18 protein-coding genes and 5 pseudogenes are annotated in these 21,011 nt (G+C 35.4%); 11 read left to right on the plus strand and 12 right to left on the minus strand.

Features of this window, described 5'->3' with window-relative positions; translation table 11 throughout:
- Nucleotides 1–445 precede the first annotated feature (445 nt).
- From OOK90_RS04590 to OOK90_RS04600, 3 genes are all read right to left on the minus strand, one after another.
- The gene (locus OOK90_RS04590) at nt 446–1,024 is read right to left on the minus strand and encodes an RlmE family RNA methyltransferase (protein ID WP_264705793.1); all 579 of its coding nucleotides are present in this window, start codon (nt 1,022–1,024) and stop codon (nt 446–448) included.
- A 76-nt stretch (nt 1,025–1,100) separates the two neighbouring features.
- Nucleotides 1,101–1,676 (minus strand): PopZ family protein, encoded by a 576-nt coding sequence (locus tag OOK90_RS04595; protein WP_010082598.1) that lies wholly within the window; start codon nt 1,674–1,676, stop codon nt 1,101–1,103.
- A 19-nt stretch (nt 1,677–1,695) separates the two neighbouring features.
- On the minus strand, nt 1,696–2,919 hold the full coding sequence (locus OOK90_RS04600; RefSeq protein WP_010082597.1) for a TolC family protein: 1,224 nt from the start codon (nt 2,917–2,919) through the stop codon (nt 1,696–1,698).
- Between the two features lie 129 nt (nt 2,920–3,048).
- On the opposite strand from OOK90_RS04600, the gene rplM reads away from it, so the two are divergent.
- From rplM to OOK90_RS04615, 3 genes are all read left to right on the plus strand, one after another.
- Nucleotides 3,049–3,507, plus strand: coding sequence for a 50S ribosomal protein L13 (gene rplM, locus OOK90_RS04605; protein ID WP_010082596.1), 459 nt, complete (start codon nt 3,049–3,051; stop codon nt 3,505–3,507).
- 10 nt (nt 3,508–3,517) lie between these two features.
- The gene (gene rpsI / locus OOK90_RS04610; RefSeq protein ID WP_006279875.1) at nt 3,518–3,973 is read left to right on the plus strand and encodes a 30S ribosomal protein S9; all 456 of its coding nucleotides are present in this window, start codon (nt 3,518–3,520) and stop codon (nt 3,971–3,973) included.
- A 146-nt stretch (nt 3,974–4,119) separates the two neighbouring features.
- Complete coding sequence (locus OOK90_RS04615; RefSeq protein WP_010082594.1) at nt 4,120–4,431, plus strand: HU family DNA-binding protein; 312 nt, start codon at nt 4,120–4,122, stop codon at nt 4,429–4,431.
- Here the strand turns inward: OOK90_RS04615 and OOK90_RS04620 are convergent.
- The gene (locus tag OOK90_RS04620; protein ID WP_006279877.1) at nt 4,424–5,131 is read right to left on the minus strand and encodes a pyridoxine 5'-phosphate synthase; all 708 of its coding nucleotides are present in this window, start codon (nt 5,129–5,131) and stop codon (nt 4,424–4,426) included. The genes OOK90_RS04615 and OOK90_RS04620 overlap by 8 nt on opposite strands.
- Nucleotides 5,132–5,267: 136 nt before the next feature.
- On the opposite strand from OOK90_RS04620, the pseudogene OOK90_RS06765 reads away from it, so the two are divergent.
- Nucleotides 5,268–6,354, plus strand: a pseudogene (locus OOK90_RS06765) (IS3 family transposase).
- A 429-nt stretch (nt 6,355–6,783) separates the two neighbouring features.
- On the opposite strand, the gene OOK90_RS04645 reads toward OOK90_RS06765, so the two are convergent.
- The 8 genes from OOK90_RS04645 to OOK90_RS04680 form a co-directional block, all read right to left on the minus strand.
- Nucleotides 6,784–7,419: a hypothetical protein gene (locus OOK90_RS04645; RefSeq protein ID WP_264705794.1), complete on the minus strand. Its 636-nt coding sequence runs from the start codon at nt 7,417–7,419 to the stop codon at nt 6,784–6,786.
- 128 nt (nt 7,420–7,547) lie between these two features.
- Nucleotides 7,548–10,064 (minus strand): leucine--tRNA ligase, encoded by a 2,517-nt coding sequence (gene leuS / locus OOK90_RS04650; RefSeq protein ID WP_264705795.1) that lies wholly within the window; start codon nt 10,062–10,064, stop codon nt 7,548–7,550.
- Nucleotides 10,065–10,076: 12 nt separating this feature from the next.
- Nucleotides 10,077–10,673, minus strand: a complete 597-nt coding sequence (locus OOK90_RS04655) for a murein hydrolase activator EnvC family protein (RefSeq protein ID WP_006279879.1) — start codon at nt 10,671–10,673, stop codon at nt 10,077–10,079.
- A gap of 45 nt (nt 10,674–10,718) precedes the next feature.
- Nucleotides 10,719–11,045: a MerR family transcriptional regulator gene (locus OOK90_RS04660; RefSeq protein ID WP_006279880.1), complete on the minus strand. Its 327-nt coding sequence runs from the start codon at nt 11,043–11,045 to the stop codon at nt 10,719–10,721.
- Nucleotides 11,045–11,350: an integration host factor subunit alpha gene (locus OOK90_RS04665; RefSeq protein WP_264705796.1), complete on the minus strand. Its 306-nt coding sequence runs from the start codon at nt 11,348–11,350 to the stop codon at nt 11,045–11,047. Before OOK90_RS04665 ends, OOK90_RS04660 begins: the two co-directional genes overlap by 1 nt.
- 60 nt (nt 11,351–11,410) lie before the next feature.
- Nucleotides 11,411–12,598, minus strand: a complete 1,188-nt coding sequence (locus OOK90_RS04670) for an MFS transporter (RefSeq protein ID WP_141456806.1) — start codon at nt 12,596–12,598, stop codon at nt 11,411–11,413.
- Between the two features lie 647 nt (nt 12,599–13,245).
- A complete protein-coding gene (locus tag OOK90_RS04675) occupies nt 13,246–14,709 on the minus strand; it encodes a leucyl aminopeptidase (RefSeq protein ID WP_233395611.1) in 1,464 nt (487 codons plus the stop codon).
- A gap of 135 nt (nt 14,710–14,844) precedes the next feature.
- The gene (locus tag OOK90_RS04680; protein ID WP_010962336.1) at nt 14,845–15,486 is read right to left on the minus strand and encodes a protocatechuate 3,4-dioxygenase; all 642 of its coding nucleotides are present in this window, start codon (nt 15,484–15,486) and stop codon (nt 14,845–14,847) included.
- 424 nt (nt 15,487–15,910) lie between these two features.
- Between OOK90_RS04680 and OOK90_RS04685 the strand changes: the two are divergent.
- From OOK90_RS04685 to OOK90_RS04715, 7 genes and pseudogenes are all read left to right on the plus strand, one after another.
- Nucleotides 15,911–16,523, plus strand: a pseudogene (locus OOK90_RS04685) (DUF6444 domain-containing protein); the annotation flags it as partial.
- Between the two features lie 54 nt (nt 16,524–16,577).
- Nucleotides 16,578–17,957: pseudogene (locus OOK90_RS04690) on the plus strand (IS4 family transposase).
- Nucleotides 17,958–18,009: 52 nt separating this feature from the next.
- Nucleotides 18,010–18,312 (plus strand): annotated as a pseudogene (locus OOK90_RS04695) (PD-(D/E)XK nuclease family transposase); the annotation flags it as partial.
- A 450-nt stretch (nt 18,313–18,762) separates the two neighbouring features.
- Nucleotides 18,763–19,158: a reverse transcriptase N-terminal domain-containing protein gene (locus OOK90_RS04700; protein WP_264329422.1), complete on the plus strand. Its 396-nt coding sequence runs from the start codon at nt 18,763–18,765 to the stop codon at nt 19,156–19,158.
- Between the two features lie 51 nt (nt 19,159–19,209).
- Entirely contained in the window at nt 19,210–19,527 is a 318-nt protein-coding gene (locus tag OOK90_RS04705) for a reverse transcriptase/maturase family protein (RefSeq protein ID WP_264706180.1), read from the plus strand.
- A complete protein-coding gene (locus OOK90_RS04710) occupies nt 19,473–20,498 on the plus strand; it encodes a group II intron maturase-specific domain-containing protein (protein WP_197907114.1) in 1,026 nt (341 codons plus the stop codon). Before OOK90_RS04705 ends, OOK90_RS04710 begins: the two co-directional genes overlap by 55 nt.
- Before the next feature lie 95 nt (nt 20,499–20,593).
- Nucleotides 20,594–20,905 (plus strand): annotated as a pseudogene (locus tag OOK90_RS04715) (Rpn family recombination-promoting nuclease/putative transposase); the annotation flags it as partial.
- Nucleotides 20,906–21,011 lie beyond the last annotated feature (106 nt).

A 21,011-nucleotide genomic window follows, 5' to 3' on the forward strand; every position in this document is an offset into this window, starting at 1 on the left:
CTGGGGTTATTATCTGCTTTAAAATATTGGCGTTTTTTATGTTTTAAACGCTTGACAAGCAAGATTTAGCTGCTTTTAATTGCAACTCACCTATGCTGCAAATGTTTAAGAAATTTACCAAGCAGAAAAAAAGACAAAGAATCCCCGAGTTAGCTAGTCTTTTACTATCTCTGTCGAGTATTGGCATTTTTTGATGTCTTGTAACGCTTTATAAGCGCGTTCAGCTTATTTAGATAAAAATCTAGATGTAGATGAAGTTTTGTAAAGACATACAGTATCTATATACTGCAAAAAATTGAACATAAGACGCCGATACATTAAGTAATCCTTACCTTTTAATCTGCAGATTGGCGAAAGCAAATACAATAGCTTCAGTTTCATGATAAGGGGGCTGGCGAGGTTTGTCAAGCAAGTTTTTTGTTTCTGCGGACTACCTAGATTAATATTATATAGAAGGTTTGCTGCCAATAAAGCCTAAACTTACCAAATACATTTCTGTAGATTCAGATCTACTTGACTTTGGTTTAAAGTATTTTACTGTTTTAAACATTTTTTTTAGCTCGTTACAAAAATCTTTGTCAGATTCTCCTTGGAAAATTTTTACTACAAACGTGCCACCATGACTCAAGAAATGCTTTGCAAAATTGAGCTCTGCTTCGCATAAAAGCATAATTCTGATATGATCCAACGATTTTAAACCACAAGATTCGGGCGCCATGTCAGATAAAATTACATCAAATTTTTGATCCTTGAATTTTTCTCTTAAAATTTCAAACTCATTGATAATATCACATTGTATAAACTCTACTCCATTAATTGCGTTCATTGGTTTTATGTCAAGAGCAACCACATTTGCACCTTTCTGAGATGCAACTTGTGACCATCCACCAGGAGAAGCACCAAGATCAATAATTTTTTGCCCTTCTTGGAATAATTTAAATTTGTTATCCATTTCTACCAGCTTATATGCTGAGCGTGACCTATAACCATCGTTGCTAGTTTTTTGCACATACTGATCATTCAAATGACGATGTAGCCACCTTGTTGAAGATAGTTTTCTGCCTCTAGCCGTCTTTACTCTAGTTTTTATTGCTAATACCCTACTTATTATTGATTATATCTTTAAGCTCTTTTTCAACTACTTCTTTTACCAGTGCATGTAGATATTTATTCAGCCATTCTGAGAGCTGAGGTTTTAAAAGAGATGTAACTAATTCTTCAACAGTAAGGTTCGCTTTTTTTTGTTGTTTATGCTGTAATTCGTTTTGCATTTTTCCAAGCAACGCTTTGATCTCTTCCATATTCTCTTTTAAAATTAGATGATCGTTATTTTGCGCTTGTAAGCCGCTATTACTCGCTTTGTTATTACTCATTTGGATATTATCGTACAAATAAATATCTTTTTTTTCTTCTGAATTGTAGCTATGGCCATTAAATTGGTTATTGTTGCAAGCCATTTCCTCACTTTGGTCATCATTATCAATGTCCTCTTTTTCATTATTTTCTTTTTTGCCATCTTCTTCTATTTCTTCTGGATACTCTTCCTCAAGGTATAGCACATCATCATTTTCATCCTTTATTTCTGCTTTATCGTTACTCGCGTTTTTACCCGATATAGCTTTTTTTATATCTTCTAGGATATCTTTTACAGATTGATTACCTTGTTCATCATGCATAGTGCTAATACCATTAAATTTAGAGGTTTATACTATTTATCATAAAAAGCAAGTTGTAAACACTAATCACATAATTGCTTTTTGCTTCAACTAAGTCTGAACGTGCTTTAAATAATGCATCTTCAGTGTCCAAAAGGTCAGATGTACTCTTTAAATTTAAGTTTACTTCTTGCTCAACTCCTTCCAATGCTAGAGCTGCTGCTTTTTCCGCTTCTTGACTTGCTTTGATAATGGCCTTTGCTGTCAACACATTATTCCAAGCATTTACAACTGCTTGTTCTATATTTTTTACCGTTTCATAATAATCGTAGGTAGATTTTTTTGCATCCATTTTAGCTTTACTGACACCAAAAGCATTAACTCCTCTCTTAAAGATTGGAACATCAAGAGTAAAAACTACATGAACATTTTCTAATAGTTTGTCTACCTTCATACCATCCTCCCCAAAATTTTTGCTTGCACTTAGATTTAAAGAAGGAAGCCACTTAGAGCTTTCAGCAATCACTTCCATTCCGGCTGCTCTTTTTTGATAAACTGCTGCTTTTAGAGATAAATTATTGGTTTTTGCTAACTGTAAACATTCATTTAGCTCTGGAACAGAAGGTAGTTTATCATTAGCTTCAGAAAGGTCATCAGCATCTTCGCCAATCAAATGATAATAAGCAATATTTACCAACTTTAATTTACCTTCAGCATCAACTCTTTCGGATATAGAAGACGAAAATTTTGCTTTTGCTAACAAAACTTCAGCATTGGTTACCTCTCCAAGGGAAAAGCGTTTTTTCATAGCTGACAAATGTTCCAAAGAAACGCGTTCTTTATGTTCTCTGAGCTTTAATATTTCTGTCTTTTGTAAAACATTAACATATGCTTTCACAGCATTAAGTGCAAGCTCTTGTTTTAATTGCTGAAATCGCATCTTTTCTGCTTTGAGAAGATGGCTTGATCGACTGAATGTGGCAAAGGTACCACCGCCATCGATTAATTTCTGGCGCAATGTAAGTTTTTTTTCAGATGTATCAAGATTAAAGTTACTATCGAAATTGTATTGCAAATTAATGTCAGGTAAAAATCCAGCTAACCCAGAAGATTTATAGTGTTTTTCTGCGCTTTTATATTGGTAAAATTGAGACTTTATTTTTGAGCTATTTTTGATGGCTTTGCTTATCACTTCTCCCACATCGGTTGCATAGCAACTTATAGTATTAAAAATGATCGCAAGTGTGATAATCAATCGAAACATTCTAATTCCTATGCATATTGGTTGCGCAGCTCAATTACTAACATAAATTACTTTAATAATCAATAACTAATATTGTTGACACTATTGAGAAATTAAGTATATCATAGTTTACTATTGTTGGATCAAATAATGAAGACTTTTTTCTTAAAGGAGAAACAAATCAATAAAAAGTGGTTTGTCATAGATGCAGAAGGATTAGTGGTAGGGAGGCTTGCAGCATTTGTAGCGACACTATTACGTGGAAAGCATAAACCTGAGTATACACCTCATATGGATTGTGGCGATAATGTAATTATTATCAACGCAGAAAAGGTGCATTTCACCGGAAAGAAGCTTAAAGATAAAATTTACTATAAGCATACAGGTTATTCTGGTGGTTTGAAGAAAACTACTCCAGATAATATTTTAAATGGCAAATTTCCTGAGCGTGTAATAGAAATGGCAGTGAAAAGGATGCTTGATGATGGGCCTATGGCACGTAGACGCTTTGAAAATTTGTATGTTTATTCTGGTTCAGAGCATAAGCATCAAGGACAGCAACCTGAAAAGATAGATTTTGCCTCTTTGAATCGTAAAAATAAAAAGTAATGGAGTAAAAATGAAGAGTTCTACAATAAATAACAATGATTGGTCAGAAAAGACAATTAAATCAGCAGTTGATTCGCTTGGTCGTTTATATGCTACAGGCCGAAGAAAAGAATCTGTAGCAAGAGTATGGATAAAGCCGGGGAGTGGAAAATTTAGTGTTAACAAAAAAGGCGATCTAATTTCTTATTTTAAAAGAGAGTCAGTGTGCCAAATAGTAAAAATGCCATTTGTTGCAACTTCCACATTAGATAAATACGATGTATTTGCAACTGTAAAAGGTGGAGGGCTATCTGGTCAAGCAGGTGCTCTAGCTCATGGAATAAGCAGAGCTTTAAGTAGTGTAAGCCAAGATTTGCATTCTATACTACGTAATGGTGAGTTCTTAACTAGAGATTCACGTGTTGTTGAACGTAAGAAATATGGTCAACATAAAGCTCGGAAAAAGTGTCAATTTTCTAAGAGATAGTTATTTTATAGGGGTGTTTTTTTGTAAGTATTATACAAATATTTGCAAAAATGTATGATATCCTCTATTTTTGTGATGAATTTAGTTGACTATCGGTGTCAACATAATATGCTATTTATGTGATTTTTTCAATATTAAGGTAATTTATGAGTAAAGAAGATATAATAAAACAATTAAAGGAAGATTGTTCTAGTCAGAATATAGATATAACAAAATCTGATTTGAGCAAGATTCATGATGCGTTTATTAAAATAATAAAGAATGAGCTGCATGGGAAAGGTGAAATACGTTTGCATGGAATAGGAACATTTTCTACTGCTATCAGTCAGGAAAAACAATGTCGTAACCCCCAAAGTGGTCAGATCATGACTGTTCCTAAAAAGACAAGGGTAAAATTTAAAGCAAGCCAAACTCTTTTAAGTATTTTAAATGAGAAGGAAAAAGCAGCAGTTAGTTAGACATTGTCATTTTCATTGTTTTTACTACGCTGTGTAAGCCGTAAAATACAGCTTCGCTAATTAAATAGTGGCCTATGTTAAGAGCTGAGATGTGAGGTATTCTTGTCATCTTCTTAGCGTGTTTATAAGTTATGCCATGTCCTGCGTGGCATTCTATTCCTAATTTATTGACGTACTCTGCAGCATTAGTAATTAACTGTAACTTTTTTTCTGATGGATTATCACAGTAATCCCCTGTGTGAATTTCTATTATGTCAGGTTTTGTCCCTAGCTTTTCAAGATATTTTAGTTGATCAATATTTGGATCGATAAACAGTGAGACTTTTATGCTAGAGCTATGCATTTCCTCTATTATACTAGAAAGTTTACTGTGCATATTCACGATATCCAGGCCACCTTCGGTTGTTAATTCTTCTCTTTTTTCTGGTACTATACTAATCGAATAGGGTTTTACCTTTTTTGCTATTTCAAGCATTTCTTCCGTGGCTGCAATTTCAAGATTTAGCTCAGTGCTAATGCTTTTTTTTAGGTTAAATACGTCTTCATCTCTAATATGCCTTCTATCTTCTCGTAAGTGTACAGTAATAAAGTCTGCTCCAGCGTCAATGGCTATTTCTGCTGCTTTCAATGGATCTGGATAAGAAGTTCCGCGTGCGTTGCGGAGGGTTGCAACGTGATCGATATTAACACCTAGTTTCACAATCTACCTCAGAAATTATTTATAGATTATACATGTTATTAGGTTTTTTGCATAGTCATTGTTTGACCTTACCCAGAAAAAGTGGAGAGAAAGAAAAGAGTTTTTTTGGGTAAAATAAAATTTTGGAGGATTAGAAATGGTAAGAGAATATACGGCAGAATTCAAATTGGAAGCTGTTAAACTGGCAAATGAACAAAGAAAGGCAGGTCAAACAATTACAAAAATAGCAAGAGATTTAGGAATAAAGGGTGGTTTATTAGGAAAATGGATGAAGAAATATAACGAAAAAAAGTCAGCGGCAAATGCATTTCCAGGTAGAGGTAACATGGCTCCTTACGACAAAGAGAGGTTTGATTTACAAAGCAAGAGTAACAAGGGAAAGAGACATTTAAAAAAAAGCCCTGGCCAGTCAAAAAGAGTAAAATATTTTTTTATATAGTAACTGCTATAAAGTACAGGAATTATGTAGGATTTTCTGCTAGTGGCTACTATAAGTGGACCACAAGAAAAATAAGCAGTAGAGAATCAGCAAATAAAGAGCTACTCGAAGCTATTCAAAAAATATATCAAGTTTCTAAATGTAGATATGGAGCTCCTAAAATTCATGCTGAATTGAAGGCTTTGGGTAAAAGTTGCAATTTGAAAACGGTGCAAAGTATTATGCAGAAAAATGACATCAGGGCTATACTGAGAAGAAAGTTTAAAATTAAAAAACAACAAACAGATAATAGAGCTGTAGCTCCCAATATACTAGATCAAAACTTTATTGTTGATCAACCAAATAAAGTATGGGATTACTTACATCAAAACCAAGGAGGGATGGCTATATTTGGCAGCAATAATTCTCACGTATGGTAGTTAATGAGTAGTGCAATAAATAAACAATTGGTTATGAACTCTTTATTAATGGCCATTAATAGGCGTAAACCTGTTAAAAATCTACTGCTGCACAGTGACCAAGGTTCACAATATACTGCGCAAGGGTATCAATATCTCTTAGCTGTAAAGAATATAGATGAGTAATAAAGGCTGTTGTTACGACAATTCTGTTGCAGAAAGCTTCTTTAGCTCATTGAAAAGAGAAATACTTATTGATACTTCACAACACTCTGCTCAACAAACTAGAACTGCAATATTTGAATACATAGAAATTTTTTATAACAAACAACGTCACTATTAACTATTGCATTCCAGAACAATTTGATGCATCATTCTTTTTGTAAAAAACATTCCACACTTTCTCTCCACTTTTTCTGGGTAAGGTCATTTTTGCCTTGACCAAGAAAAAATTCAGCTATTGCCTTACTTTCTCTTGCAACAACTTCTTCCTTAACAATTTTTCCTTTCTCATCAACGATACTTATAAAAGTTTCTTTTAGTGAGATCGCTATAATATTCCATGAGACTGCTCCTACTAATAAAAGTTTAAATTATTTTTGAAGAACTTATTCTACTGAATTCGTTACTTCGTGCTAAAATAATGGACTCCATCATTCAACAGCAATTACAGTATGTTTACCCTTTTTCTTGTTATTTTTCTAATCTATAGCTAGCGTTCAAAACCATATTCGAAAATACGTTTTCGGATTTTTTTTAATGCTGTTTATTTCATCCTCAACATCGTCTCTACCTTTATGAACTAAGTAGCAGCATTAAAAATTATAACGTACCCCTATCTCTAGAGTTGCATCTGGTATTTGTTTTGCTTTTATACCACTTAGTTGCCCACCTATGGTCATACCAACTGCACCAATTATCTGCGGAGTAATTTCATAATCAACACCTAACTTTAGTTTATAGGAAATAGAACTCAGTATTTTATCTACTACAGATGAACCAGCAGCTTCACCACCTGATTCTGGAGCACCTTGTGTTTCTTCTTCCTTTTCTTTTTCTTCTTGTGAACTATTGCCATCACCATCAACTGTATCACTAACACCAAAGCCAAAAGGTGTTATTTGGAGATATCCTCCTAAACCTCCGCTGACATATAGTTTAACGGGATCAATATCAAGGTCAGGATAGAAGCGGTAGTTTGCCAATAAGCTAGCTCCTATGCTCTTTAATGACTTAATATTACTGAGAACCTCAAGTTCAAATTTAGAGTTTTGGTCATAATGGTAACCAAGAACAACACCAGGTTTCATTTTAAAGCCACCACCCCAACCAGCACCAAAGTTTAAACCTGCATAGTACTTATCTTCTGACTTACTTGCACTATTACTAGCTGCACCTGCTAGAGATGAAGTAAGCAACACAGCCAAAACGCACAATCTCTTTATTTTCATATAACTCCTCATACAAAAAAATATATAATGCATAAGTATATATCCTTTATATTAAAAAAGATATAACTACATGTCAAAAAAAGTATAGCCATAAAATCAGATTATATAAAACGTACTACTCAGGTCTTTTATATAACTATATTTACTATCTTATTTGGTACAGCATATACAGTGCGAACTTTGCTTTGATCGATCTTACTGGACACAGAGTCTATCGCTATTTTCTTCAATTCTTCTTGAGGTAAGTTAATTGCCACCTTGATTGTTGTACGTAATTTTCCATTGATTTGCACTGCTATAGTTACCGTATCGTCAACTAATAATGATTCATCAGCTTTTGGCCAAGGTTGACCTCCTATTTCTTGCCATAGGCTTTCAGCTAGATGTGGTATGAATGGTTCGATTACTCTGATTAATATACATATACCTTCATCAATAAGAGATTTTCCAGTTTTTACGTCTATTTCAGCTATTAAATTCGTCATCTCACGAAATTTTGCCACTACACAGTTTAATCTGCAGTTTTCCAAGTCATCTGTAAGTCCGTGTAAGAGTTTATGAATTTTTTTTCTGTACTCTAGAAGTCCACCCATAACATTTTCATTATCATAGTGTATATTTACAGGTCTTAGCTGCATGACCATACGCCACAATTTATTTACATAACGAGAACAACCTTCCACGCCATCATCGGACCATTCCATATCTTTCTCCGGAGGAGTGTCGGACAACACAAACAAGCGAGCAGTATCAGCACCATACTTTTCTATGATAAAGTTTGGGTCAACTGTATTCTTTTTCGATTTGCTCATTTTTTCAACTTTGCCCACTTGAACTTTTGCACCTCGCGCTATTAATTCTTTTGCTTCTGCGGGAAATAGCCACTTACCATTTTCGTCTTTATAAGTTGCATGGCAGACCATTCCTTGAGTGATTAAAGTAGAGAAAGGCTCTTTAATATCAAAATAGCCACATTTGGTTAAAGCACGGCAGAAAAATCTTGAATAAAGCAAATGCAGAATTGCATGTTCTATCCCACCTATATAATAATCAACAGGCATAAAACGATTACATGCATCTTTGTCTATTGATTTATCTTCACTACAGAATGCAGCAAAATACCAGGAAGATTCAAAAAAGGTGTCGAATGTATCAGTTTCACGCTCTGCTTGCTTTCCGCACTTTGGACAATCAACAAATTTCCAAGTTGGGTGCTTATCCAGCGGATTGCCACCACTTGTAAATTCTACATCTATTGGTAGAACTACAGGAAGGTCTTTTTCTGGCACTGGAACAGTTCCGCAATCTTTGCAATATATGATAGGTATAGGGCATCCCCAATAACGCTGCCTTGAAACTCCCCAATCGTGCAAACGATAGTTTATTGTTTTTTTGCCTATTTTTTTTTCTTCAAATTTTTTAACTATGGCTTCCTTTGCTTCACTAACCATTAATCCGTTTAAGAATTCGGAGTTAAACATTGTCCCGTCTCCAGTATACGCCTCCTTTGTCATCTGAGTAGCTTGACACTGGGATCCATTGTAAGAATTCTGGTCACGCGCTGGAATGACACCTAAGTGGGCTGAAGAAATAACGGGAATTATCGGCAAATTATATTTCTGTGCAAATTCAAAGTCACGCTGATCATGTGCAGGGCAACCAAAAATCGCGCCTTCCCCATATTCCATCAACACAAAATTCGCTATGTAAAGCGGCAATTCCTTATCAAGAAATGGATGTTTGACGTTTAATCCGGTGTAAACTCCTATTTTTTCATCGTTCTCTCTTTTTGATTTTATTTCCTGGATCCCAGTGTCAAGCACTGGGATGACAACAGAAGAACCATTCTTTAAATCCTGCACAATAGGATGCTCTGCTGCCACTGCACAAAAAGAAGCCCCAAACAAAGTATGAGGATAAGTTGTAAAAACTTTTAATTTCTTATTCAGGCCAACTACTTCAAACTCTATAGTTGCTCCTTCAGATTTTCCTATCCAACGCTCCTGCATTGTTTTGACTTTTTCTGGCCAATTTTTCAAACTTTGCAGGCACTTGAGTAAATCTTCAGCGAAATCAGTAATCTTTAAAAACCATTGGAACAACTTACGTTTTTCAACAACTGCACCTGATCGCCATCCTTTTCCATCAACCACCTGTTCATTTGCAAGCACTGTTTGGTCCACTGGATCCCAGTTAACCCATGATTCTTTTCGATAGGCAAGCCCATGCTTTAAAAAATCCAGGAAAAATTTTTGTTCGTGTTTGTAATAATCAGGCTCACATGTGGAGAGTTCACGCTCCCAATTATAAGAAAGACCTATAGATTTCAACTGTGTACGCATATTATCTATATTCTCTTTTGTCCATGTTTCGGGGCTAATATTGTTATCCCTTGCTGCATTCTCAGCTGGTAATCCAAACGCATCCCAGCCAATTGGATGCAAAACCTCAAATCCATTAGCTCTCTTGTAACGCGCTATCACATCCCCTATTGCATAGTTACGTAAGTGTCCCATATGAATTTTACCAGATGGATATGGAAACATTTCCAACACGTAACACTTTTCTTGTTTACCACTCTTGCTTACAGAAAAATCCCATTTATCTTGATAAAATTTTTCAACACTTTTAAAATCATATTTCATATAAATCCAAATTCAATTACAGTTCATATGCATCAAAGGATCAACCGCTTGGCCATTATGTCGTATTGTGAAACACATCTGTGGATCTTTATCTTGTGTGCTTGATTTACCTGCAGATCCAATTACTTGACCTTGCTTTACTTTATCGCCAATTTCAACATGTATGTTTTTTAAATAGGAGTACACAGTCATGTAATTATCTTTGTGTTCCACTATAATTAAATTCCCATACCATCTCAGCCCTTTGCCTACATATATCACTTTGCCTGGTGCAGAGGAAACTACGTTCGTTCCATTTTGAGCAGCAATTTTTATGCCATCCTTACACATTTCATCAGAAGAGGTAGCTGAACCTTTAACTGGCATTACAAATTTACAATTTACCCCCACATTTTGTGTATTATTGTTATCTTTGTATATCCTATTTATGATGGCTTTTCTACTTTCTTTTTGCACTGAAGGCTCCCTAATTAAATGGTACTCTCTTGTATATTCCAGATCTCTTTTTCCGTAAAATTCTTCGCCTTTAAGCAGCACAGGTGCAGGTTTTTGCAGGCCACAGCCTATTAATATTGCTAATAACATAAGAAATGAGGCTATATGCCACATTTTAAACTCTCACAAAACTCCAAAATTTTAGCGAGACGTAGTGTTTCACGCCTGCTTGTTACTTTCCTCGTTATTTATTTTACTAGTTAAATAGTCCCTCAAATCGGTGAGTTCTTGCAACAAATTCTTTGTGACTTTTATATCATTACCAAATTCTTTTTGCACTCCTTTTATTGTATATCCTTTATCATATAGCATGTATTTTACTTTCTTTATGGCCTCTATACACTTGCGATCATATAGCCTTCTTCCTTTACGCTTTGTAGGCTTAATTTGATGAAATTGACCTTCCCAAAATCTCAAAACATGCTGTTCCAAATGTAGCTCTTCAGCTACTTCCCCAATCGTATAAAATAATTTTTCCTTGTTCATTAATTATTGATTGATTTTTTTATAATTTTTGAAGGCCTAAAAGAAACTGAATTTCTTGCCTCAATCATCACTTTCTCCGATGTATTTGGTATATTTCCTGGTCTTTCCTTCTTTTTCTTAACCAAGAATGTTCCAAATGACGATATTTTTACTATTCCATCCTTTACCAAGCTTGTCTTTATTTCGTCCAATATATCATTTATTATCGAAACAGAGTCTTCCTTTGATAATCCTATTTCTTGGTTTATATCTCCAGCTATCGTTGCCTTAGTTACTGTTGTGTCTTTTGTTGTAACGTGATCCATTATTGATAAATATTACAATACGTAAATATAATATAGCAATCGAATCGAGATTCAGCTACTTTATTTTTTAGAGTATGTCTCTTTTGTTGCATAATTTAAAATACCGGCAACTATCAATATCGCAAATATTGCAAAAAGTGCCATTTTATGATCTGTAAAAAGTGCTAACATTGACACTATAACTCCACTGCCAATAAACATAAATCCATTGATAATGGATGATGATGTGCTGATGTATTTTCGTTTCACAATCTCGCTGCCGACAGTAAAATTAAGCATATGTCCTCCCGCAAAAAACCCGAACATTAACATACAAAAGTACACAACGTGGACTGTTAAATGGCTGTATAGTAAAATAATAATTGAGACGCCTTGCAATAAAGCAAAAGCAGAAATTACATGTTTCCTATTTTTAAATAAGTTTGAGATTCGATCTGCAATTGGAGCACCAACTGCAAGACCAAGCCATAGTATTGCAGTTGCTATACCTGACTCCATTGCATTGAGTTCTGAGTTGCCCAGTAACCTTGGAGCCCACAAGGTATTAAGTGCTAAAAATGTTCCAAAAGTAATAGCACCCACCACTGAAGTTATCCAGATATCTCTTAATTTTAGCACTGTTAATATAGAGCACATTACTGTCTTCATAGAGCTTTTTATTGTGCGCTTTTCTGAGCTGCTTTCTGGAAGTGTGTTTGGACAAAAAAGCGTAAGTACAAATATCAACACACCAAATAGTATTATGCATACAATCAGATTTTTCCAATATGCATCTTCGGCAAGCAAGTTAGAGAACAGTATTTGAATTACCAAAGCAGAAAGGCTTGAAATTGTCTGCACTAGTGAAAACATTAGTCCAAATTGGGCAGCGGAAAAACATATGCTACTTGTGTGAGCAGCACCAATAAAACCAAATGATGCTCCAGTTGCAATCAACACTTGAGACAAAATCAAATGGGAGAAATTGTCACTATTAATAAGGACAAAAAACCCCAAGATCATAGTTGATAACGAGAAAAAATAAATTTTTTTACTGGAAAAAACATTAAACGTTGCTCCACTAAAAAATTGTAAGATGGCGAAAGTCCAAGTATATGCTGAATTAGCCAGTGCAACTTGCGCGATTGTAAGTCCAAGTTCCTTTTCGAGATTTACACTTATAAAGGTATAAATTATCTGCATGTTGCTGAATATAACAACCAAGTTACTAATCAGCCAAATGAACCAAGCCTTAGCTCTGCTTTCCATAAGATTTATTTTTATAAGTAATCTATTAGAAATTTAACACTAAGTCTCTTTTTAAGCTATTGTTTCCTGACTACTGTTATAGCTAACCCAAAAAACGGTTTCCCTACGTCATGCCGCCGCGGTATCTCTTAGCCGCTAACAAGCAGCGGGATGACGATTGTCAGGGTGTCATCCCAGCGCCCCTATGATGTCATCCGAGTAGCCAACACTGGTTTCCATCCAAGACGGTGTCATTCCAGTGCTTGACACTGGAATCCAGACTTTAATTGTTATACTTGTAAATAATCTGGTGAAAATAAACGTTCATCTCAAAATGCAGTATTTTTGTTGAAATAGCTCAACTGGATCCCAGTGTCTGGGCACTGGGATGACAGCAGTCCTACGTCATACCGCCGCGGTATCTCTAGATCCCGCTAACAAGCAGCGGGATGACGAGCTTATCGTCACGCCGCCACGAACCGTCATACCGCGATTCATTCGCGGTATCTCAGCCGCTAACAAGTAGCGGGATGACGGTTGTCAGGGTGTCATGAAAGTAGCTGACACTGGAATCCAGAAAAAAAGAAATATGTATCAGCTACTTTCATTTGCTGCGCCTCGAAAATAAACGTTCATGTAGCTAAGCCATAAATCCAGTATAAAGACCTTTAATCATTGGCTTCGTAGTACTTCTCAACCAACTTATTAAGTAACCTTACACCAAAACCTACTGCTCCTCTTGGACAAATGTCAGTACCTTTCTCGTGCCAAGCAGTGCCTGCGATATCTAAATGTGCCCAGCAAGTTTCATTCACAAAACGCTGTAAAAACTGTGCAGCCATTATGCTATCTCCACCAGAGCCTGCAGGAGCGATGTTTTGAACATCAGCAATCGGTGAATCAATAATTTTGTCATAAGTTTCATTCATAGGAAAACGCCATAACTTCTCATTTACTTCATTTCCTGCATCAATCAGACGGTTTGCTAATTCATCATTATTTGAAAAAAGACCAGCATATTCGTTATTTCCAAGTGCAACCACTATAGCACCAGTTAAAGTTGCAAGATCAATCATAAATTTTGGTGAGAATCTATCTTGCGTATACCATAAAGCATCTGCAAGTATGAGCCTTCCTTCTGCATCGGTGTTCAACACTTCTATTGTTTGTCCAGACATTGAAGTTACTACATCACTTGGTCTTTGAGCATTACCACCCACTGCATTTTCTGCAAGTGCGACCACACCGATCGCATTTACTTTTGCTTTTCGTCCTGCTAAAGCATGCATCACCCCAACCACAGTAGCAGAGCCTGCCATGTCATATTTCATTGACTCCATACCACGTGAAGGTTTGAGTGATACTCCACCAGTGTCAAACGTTATACCTTTACCAACAAAAGCTATAGGCTTTTGTTCTTTAGAAGCTCCATTCCATTTTATCACTACTAATTTTGGTTCTTTACTACTTCCTTGTGCAACTCCAAGCAAGGCTCCCATTTTTTTCTCTTCCATCTGCTTTTTATCAAGCACCTCGATTTCAAGGCCAAGCTTAGTAAGTTCTTTTTTTATATGATCAGCATAGGATTCTGGATATAGAATGTTAGGAGGCTCTGTTATAAAAGAGCGCGCAAGGAATATACTCTCACCTTCTTGCCTTAAGTGCTCAAATGATCTTTCAGCATTACTTAATTGTTCATCTTTTACTAATACGGTAATCTCCTCTACCTCTGTAATTTTCTCATCCTTTTTAGTTTTATACTTATCAAACTTAAAACTACGCAGAAACGCACCATATGCAACATTTGCTGCACTACCTTCGATTAAAACCGCTGCTTTTTTAATTTTTAATCTGCTTAGCTCACAATATATTTTACCACCAATATTTAATTCTTTATTTTCATTCCATTCATCCTTCTTACCCAGTCCAACAACTATAACATTTTTTTCTTCTGGCAAAGCAGTAGAGAAAAATTCACCAAAACTTCCATTGAAATCGCTAAATTGCTTTATATTATCTATGACCTGTTTCCCTTGCAAAACTCCGCCATCATTTACGGTTTCGTTGTCTTCAAATAAACCCATTACTATTGTTTTAAAATCGGGCGAAATTTTAGAAATTGTTATTTTCATTGCTGGTATCTCCGTTGCAAATAATTGTAAACTGTACATAAAACATAGCAAAAACATCAGTAAGATATTTTTCATATAAATCCTAAGTACAATAACACTTAAGTTTACTATGGACTCCCTTACATGCAAGGTTTTTTATCTTTTATTAGAGAACTTATTATATCCGCCCAAGGTAATGTTAAACGTATAGGTTTTTATGACCTGATCACTGTAAGTAAATGGTGTTATGAGAAGGCTTGCAAGCCCATTACTAACAAAATCTTCAAGAACAGGATCAGCGCAATTATCGCAATTATGGTCAGCAAAAAACATTTGCGTTGTGAATTCTGGAAAATCCGGATGTTGAACTAGAAAGTTGATATGTGGAGCTCTATCACCAATTTTACCAGGTGCTATCGTAATAAAATTATAATAGCCAAGATTATTCACTACAAACCTTCCTGATCCAGCAAAATTCAGATCATCCTCTATATTCTTATCGTAATGGTTCACGCCGCGTGAATTCGCGTGCCATATAGAAACTACAGCATTTTGTATTGGTAAGCAGTTTATATCAGTAATTCTACCCACTATGTGTATTAATTCCCCTATTGCACTATTTGGAGAACCAGGTTTCCTTCTTAAATTGTTTGAAGAGCTAAAATTTTTTGGCCTTGCATCAAGGTCATATATTTCCGGAGTTTTAATGCAGTTGAGCAAAACAGGATCAGCTGCAAATAGCGGCAAACTGAATATCATTTGTACTAAAAGTGCTAACAAGATATTTTTCACATTCATTTCATTTATAATAGACTTCTTGCATAACCATATAACAAACTTTTATTGGAAATAGAAACGAAAAAACTTGCTTGACACCCTTCGCCAGCCCCCTTATCATGAAACTGAAGGTATTCAGTTATCTTCATCTGTACAGATTAAACAGCAAGAAAACAACGTAGTTGGCGTCTTATTTTTAATTTTTTGCACTATGTGCACCTTATGTCTTCACAATATTTCTAGGTTTTTACCTACACAAGCTGAAACGCGCTATTTAAAACATTAAAAAACGCCAACTTAAAAAATGGATAGTGAATAACTAGCTACCCTAGGGTTTCTTTTGCCTTTTTTTCTGTTTAGTAAATTGTATCCGTTCAGCGGAGTGGTAGAATAAGGTAGACAAAGCAAGATAATAAAGATAATCATAGAGCAAAAGTGAGGTAATGTGGTAAACCTTTTAGAACTTTGCAAAAATTTACAGCAAAAAATAGGAAAACTGAAAGCAGAGATAGAAAACTTAAAAGCAGAAAATAAAGCTTTAAAGATAGAGAACGCTGAATTAAAGGAAAGGCTTGGTTTAAACTCGAAAAATTCATCTCTACCGAGCTCTAAAGAATTGTACAAAACAAAAAAGGACAAGCCAAAAAGCGAAAGGAATGTTGGCGATCAGGTTGGGCATAAAGGAAATTTTCATGCCACAATGGAAGCGGATAAAGTAGTAAAAATAGAGTTGCCTAATATTTGCGAATGCGGAGGAGAGCTTGTAATATGCGAAAAACCTTATGTTCACCAAAAAGTTGATCTTCCGGAAATTAGGCCTTATGTAGTAATTGGAACATGGTCGTTGTTGGAGATGCAGAAAAAGAAAAAGTAGCAAGTTACCAGAAGGTGTTACGCCAGATACATTTGGTCCAAGGGTTAAGTCTATAATTGCAGCACTCAGCGGATTTTACAAAAACTCAAAGCGTGAAGTGGCTAGTATCATAAATGACATTTTTAATTTGAACATAAGTGTTGGCAGCATATCAAATCTTACTATTACCCACAAATATAAATGTACTTATAAATAAAGTATTACAATATTAAAGTTTGCAAATATTGAGGGTATAAAAATGGCAAACGAGAGTAATGAATGGGCTAAAAATGAATTTGGAGATGCTGTACTTGGAGATAAAAGATTAACTGACCGATTAGTAAAGATTGCTGATAGTTTGATAAGTTTACCTGAAAGCTCAATTAATGAGGCATGCGGAAGTTGGTCAGAAGCAAAAGCAGCATAACGTTTTTTTCAAAATGAGAACGTAAAAGAAGTCGATATTCTAGCTTCACACATTGATAAAACAGTTGAAAGAACAAAAGCTCATAAAAGAATTCTTGTGATTCAAGATACAACTTATATTTCATACTCAAGCCATAAGCGGATTGGGAACTATTGCTGGAAAAGGAGCAGTAATGCATACAGCCCTTGCTGTTAGTACGGAAGCTGGGAATACTGGATCAAAAGATTTACTCGAGGCAACTCATTTCTGAAGAAGAAAAAAGACTAAAGAGCCATCGTAACAACGTTCATATTGAGGATAAAGAAAGTATGAAATGGCTAGAAAGTTTAAAGAAAACAAATAATATTATAGATCTGGCCCAAACCGAAGCTATAACTGTATGTGACAGAGAAGCAGATATGCATGATTTTTTTGAACTTGCACATAATCTTAACTCAGCAATTTTAGTAAGAGCTCGCCACAACAGAAATGTAAATAAAAAATTCATGCATACCAGGAACAAGCAAAAATTATGGTCTTTTATCCAAGGCCTCCCTTGCGCTGGAAAAGTAGAAGTTGAAATCCCTGCTAGAGATAACAAGCAAAAAAGGACAGCGTTTTTAGAAATTAGATTCGGAAAATTTATCACATGAAGGCCATATAAAATGTAAAGAAGGTCACATAAAATATAAACCGACAGAGTCTACAACTTCACGCAATTCATGTTGTTGAAAAAAACTCTCCTCCCGAAGCAAGTCCTCTAGAGTGGATGCTTTTTTCCGGTCAGTACTTTTGAAGAAGCTGTTGAAAAAGTTAGTTGGTATTGTTTGAGATGGAAAATAGAGATATTGCATAAGATTTTAAAATCTGGTCTCAAAGTTGAGGAATGTAGACTTGGAACAGCAGAAAGATTAATGAGGTATTTAACAGTCATGAGCATTATTGCTTGGAGAATTTTCTTTATTACATCAATTGCAAGAACTAACCCAACATTACTATGTACTGCCTTATTAGCTGAGGAAGAATGGAAAGTTTTATATGTTAAAATACACAGGAAACCATGTCCAAATATAGCCCCTACTATAAAAGAAGCCGTTTCGTGAACTTGGAGGTCATTTAGCAAGAAAAAGCGACCCAAAACCAGGACCAATTACTCTTTGGAAAGGGTGGAGACGTCTCTTTGATCTAGCAGAAGGATGGAGACTTGCTCATGAACCTCATATTTGTGGGTAATAGTAAGGTTTCTAAGGGAGGGAGTAGTAGTAATACTGCTTCCTTACCTGACCAGTTTGCTCGTGATAAAGGTTTTGAGAAACGAGCTCAACTATATGCTGCTAAGGCTTACTCAAGGCAAGCTGATAAATCTGGTAAGTACATTGATTTAAAGAAGGTTTTCTTTATTGCTATCTCTAATTGTAATTTATTTCCTGATAAGCTTGATTATATATCCAGCCACACTATAAGAGATGAGAAAACCAATGAGCATGACTTAAAAGATTTTCAATTTGTATTTATTGAACTACCTAAATTTCCTAAGAATAAGGAAGAACAGCTAGAAAGCATAGTGGATCGTTGGTTATTTTTCTTCAGTGCAACCCGGAAAGCCGTGGTTTTGTGATGGTTAAATTCCATCTTCCCTAGACATCGGGGATAATGTATGTCTCACATTTCAAAGGATGGCAACCTTTGGGATGCAAGCATGAGATAAAAGCAGGTAACACTAAACCTCATGGTGAATCCCTGCAAACAGAGTTAGATATGATTACGAGAGGAACCTATGTTTGAATTGTCGTCAAAGCATAGTATGCGAAAAGAGGTTGAACTACGCATAGACCAAAATGGTACGAAGCAAAAGGGGAACTAAAGATTGAAGACTTTAGTTATTGATGTTCCCAGCTTCCGGCAAATAGTAGGAATCTAAGTTTAACGTGAAACGAAGCTATGGAACGGAGTAACCACATAAAAGCTCTTATATTCATTAAATATAAGTAGGTAGCCAACCACAAGCTGCTATGTGGAAGGATTGTTTAAGAAGCTAATGCCCAAAGTAATATCTGGGATATGCAGACGTAAACACTTTAATTTGGAAGGTAAAGTGGTGAATAGTAGTGAATATGTTATGGACCAGCAAAAAGCTAGGTATGAATGGAATGGAATTCCTTGGCGAAAGCTGAAGAAATCTTCATTTAAGCTACAAAAACGAATTTACCAAGCCTCTAAATGTAATGATATCAAAAAGATGCATAATCTTCAAAAATTATTGCTCAAATCAACAAGTGCAAAAACACTCGCTGTTAGGAAAGTAACACAGGACAATAGGGGGAAGAAGACTGCAGGTATTGATGGAAAGGCTAATCTTAATCAAAAAGAAAGATTACAACTATCATATTCTTTAGATATAAAAGAAAAAGCAAAGCCATCAAGACGCGTCTGAATCCCAAAACCTGGTAAGCCATCGGAGCATCGCCCGCTTGGTATACCTACTATATCACAAACACTTGTAAAAATGGCTTTAGAACCAGAATGGGAGGAAAAACTTGAGCCAAACACTTATGGTTTTAGACCTGGTAGATCATGTCATGATGCAATTGAAGCCATATTTGATGTGCTAAAACAGAAAACAGCATATGTATTAGATGCTGATATTTCTGGATGTTTTGACAATATTAACCATAATAAACTGCTTGAAAACCACACCAACGTTAAAGAAAATCATAAGAAGATGGTTAAGGGCAGGCGTTATGGAAGATGGAAAGTTTCAATCCACAAAACGTGGTACAATTCAAGGAGGCACCGTTGCTAGCTTGTGTTGCATTACACGGATTAGAGCAACATGTCAAAAAAGCATTAACAAACGAACTCTTTCAATGCATGAAAAGAAAATATGGTAGGATATCGCATAAAAACGCGCAAAAGTCTATTAGTGTAATTTTCTACTGTGATGATTTTGTCATCATACATGAAAACGAAGAGATTATTCTTAAAGCAAAAATTTTAGTTGAAGAATGGTTAGAAACCATTGGACTAAAATTAAAGCCCTCTAAAACAAGAATTTCTCATACATTAAGAACCATTGACGAAACAAAACCAGGATTTGATTTTCTTGGATTTTCAATAAGACAATATCCAACAAAAGAAAGTAAAAAAGGTTACACATTATTAATAAAACCAAGTCGTAATTCTATAAAGCAGCATACATTTGCTATTAAACATAAACTTAGAGAAATGCGTGGGGCGCCACAGGAAGTAATAATAAGGAATCTCAATCCAATAAACAGAGGATGGAGTCAATATTACTCTTCGGTAGTTTCATGTAAAATCTTTAGCTCATTGGATAATACTATACATAGAAAGCTCTGGAAGTGGGCAGTCTTTAGGCACCCAAACAAAGGGAAATGCTGGATAAAAAGAAAATACTTTAAAAAGTATAATAACGATAACTGGCGTTTTATGACAAGTAACAAGATACATCTTATTATACACAGCGATCATGTTATTAAACGACATATCAAAGTGCAAAAAACCAGATCTCCATATGATGGTGATTGGGTATATTGGGGTAATCGTCTTAGAGAAATACCAGATAAGCCATCGAGAGTAATAAAACTATTGAAGTTACAACAAAGTAAATGCGGTAATTGTAGACTATGGTTTGAAAGTGATGATATAATAGAAATACATCATAAAGACCGGAATAGACGAAACAATATGATCAAAAATTTATCTTTGTTACATGGGCATTGTCACGATGAATTACACAGGAGGTGTGCATGACAAGCACCAAATTAGAGAGAAGCCGTATGAGGCGCAAAGTCTCACGTACGGTTTTGAAGTCGAGTGAGGAGGGGCGACCTTCTTCACTTAGACAACAGTATGCAGATGAAACTACAGATGAAGACCTAAGGAATATAGCAGAAAAATCACCAATAATAAAGTTAGCCTACGATGAATTAGACAGGTTTAGCTGGAATGAAAAAGATTTAGTAGCATATGAAGAAAGAATAATGGATCTGCGGAAAGAAGAAGCCATTCTTGAATACAAACTTGAGGAAGGTATAGAGAAAGGAAAAATCGAAGTTGCAAAAAATTTACTTAAAGCTGGTGTATCTGTTAATTTAATAGCTGAATCCACTGGCCTTTCTCAAGCTGAAATTGTACAGCTTAAGCAAGAAGTGGCCTAAGTATCACGTTTTTCAGGGCTTTTTTAGCTCGGCAGTGGTCTGAAAAGTCCATTTTTCACTTTATAAAATGTTTATATTTTACCACCTACTTTATTTGAATAAGTTC

It is taken from the genome of Wolbachia endosymbiont (group A) of Ancistrocerus nigricornis (assembly GCF_947250785.1).
GTDB lineage: Bacteria > Pseudomonadota > Alphaproteobacteria > Rickettsiales > Anaplasmataceae > Wolbachia > Wolbachia pipientis.

Bases quoted from the DNA above. Each gene is read 5' to 3' on its own strand.
- OOK90_RS04595 (WP_010082598.1), bottom strand. From the start codon at position 1,676: ATGCATGATGAACAAGGTAATCAATCTGTAAAAGATATCCTAGAAGAT.
- OOK90_RS04600 (WP_010082597.1), bottom strand. From the start codon at position 2,919: ATGTTTCGATTGATTATCACACTTGCGATCATTTTTAATACTATAAGT.
- rplM (WP_010082596.1), top strand. From the start codon at position 3,049: ATGAAGACTTTTTTCTTAAAGGAGAAACAAATCAATAAAAAGTGGTTT.
- rpsI (WP_006279875.1), top strand. From the start codon at position 3,518: ATGAAGAGTTCTACAATAAATAACAATGATTGGTCAGAAAAGACAATT.
- OOK90_RS04615 (WP_010082594.1), top strand. From the start codon at position 4,120: ATGAGTAAAGAAGATATAATAAAACAATTAAAGGAAGATTGTTCTAGT.
- OOK90_RS04645 (WP_264705794.1), bottom strand. From the start codon at position 7,419: ATGAAAATAAAGAGATTGTGCGTTTTGGCTGTGTTGCTTACTTCATCT.
- leuS (WP_264705795.1), bottom strand. From the start codon at position 10,064: ATGAAATATGATTTTAAAAGTGTTGAAAAATTTTATCAAGATAAATGG.
- OOK90_RS04655 (WP_006279879.1), bottom strand. From the start codon at position 10,673: ATGTGGCATATAGCCTCATTTCTTATGTTATTAGCAATATTAATAGGC.
- OOK90_RS04660 (WP_006279880.1), bottom strand. From the start codon at position 11,045: ATGAACAAGGAAAAATTATTTTATACGATTGGGGAAGTAGCTGAAGAG.
- OOK90_RS04665 (WP_264705796.1), bottom strand. From the start codon at position 11,350: ATGGATCACGTTACAACAAAAGACACAACAGTAACTAAGGCAACGATA.
- OOK90_RS04670 (WP_141456806.1), bottom strand. From the start codon at position 12,598: ATGGAAAGCAGAGCTAAGGCTTGGTTCATTTGGCTGATTAGTAACTTG.
- OOK90_RS04675 (WP_233395611.1), bottom strand. From the start codon at position 14,709: ATGAAAATAACAATTTCTAAAATTTCGCCCGATTTTAAAACAATAGTA.
- OOK90_RS04680 (WP_010962336.1), bottom strand. From the start codon at position 15,486: ATGAATGTGAAAAATATCTTGTTAGCACTTTTAGTACAAATGATATTC.
- OOK90_RS04700 (WP_264329422.1), top strand. From the start codon at position 18,763: ATGCCCAAAGTAATATCTGGGATATGCAGACGTAAACACTTTAATTTG.
- OOK90_RS04710 (WP_197907114.1), top strand. From the start codon at position 19,473: ATGGAAAGTTTCAATCCACAAAACGTGGTACAATTCAAGGAGGCACCG.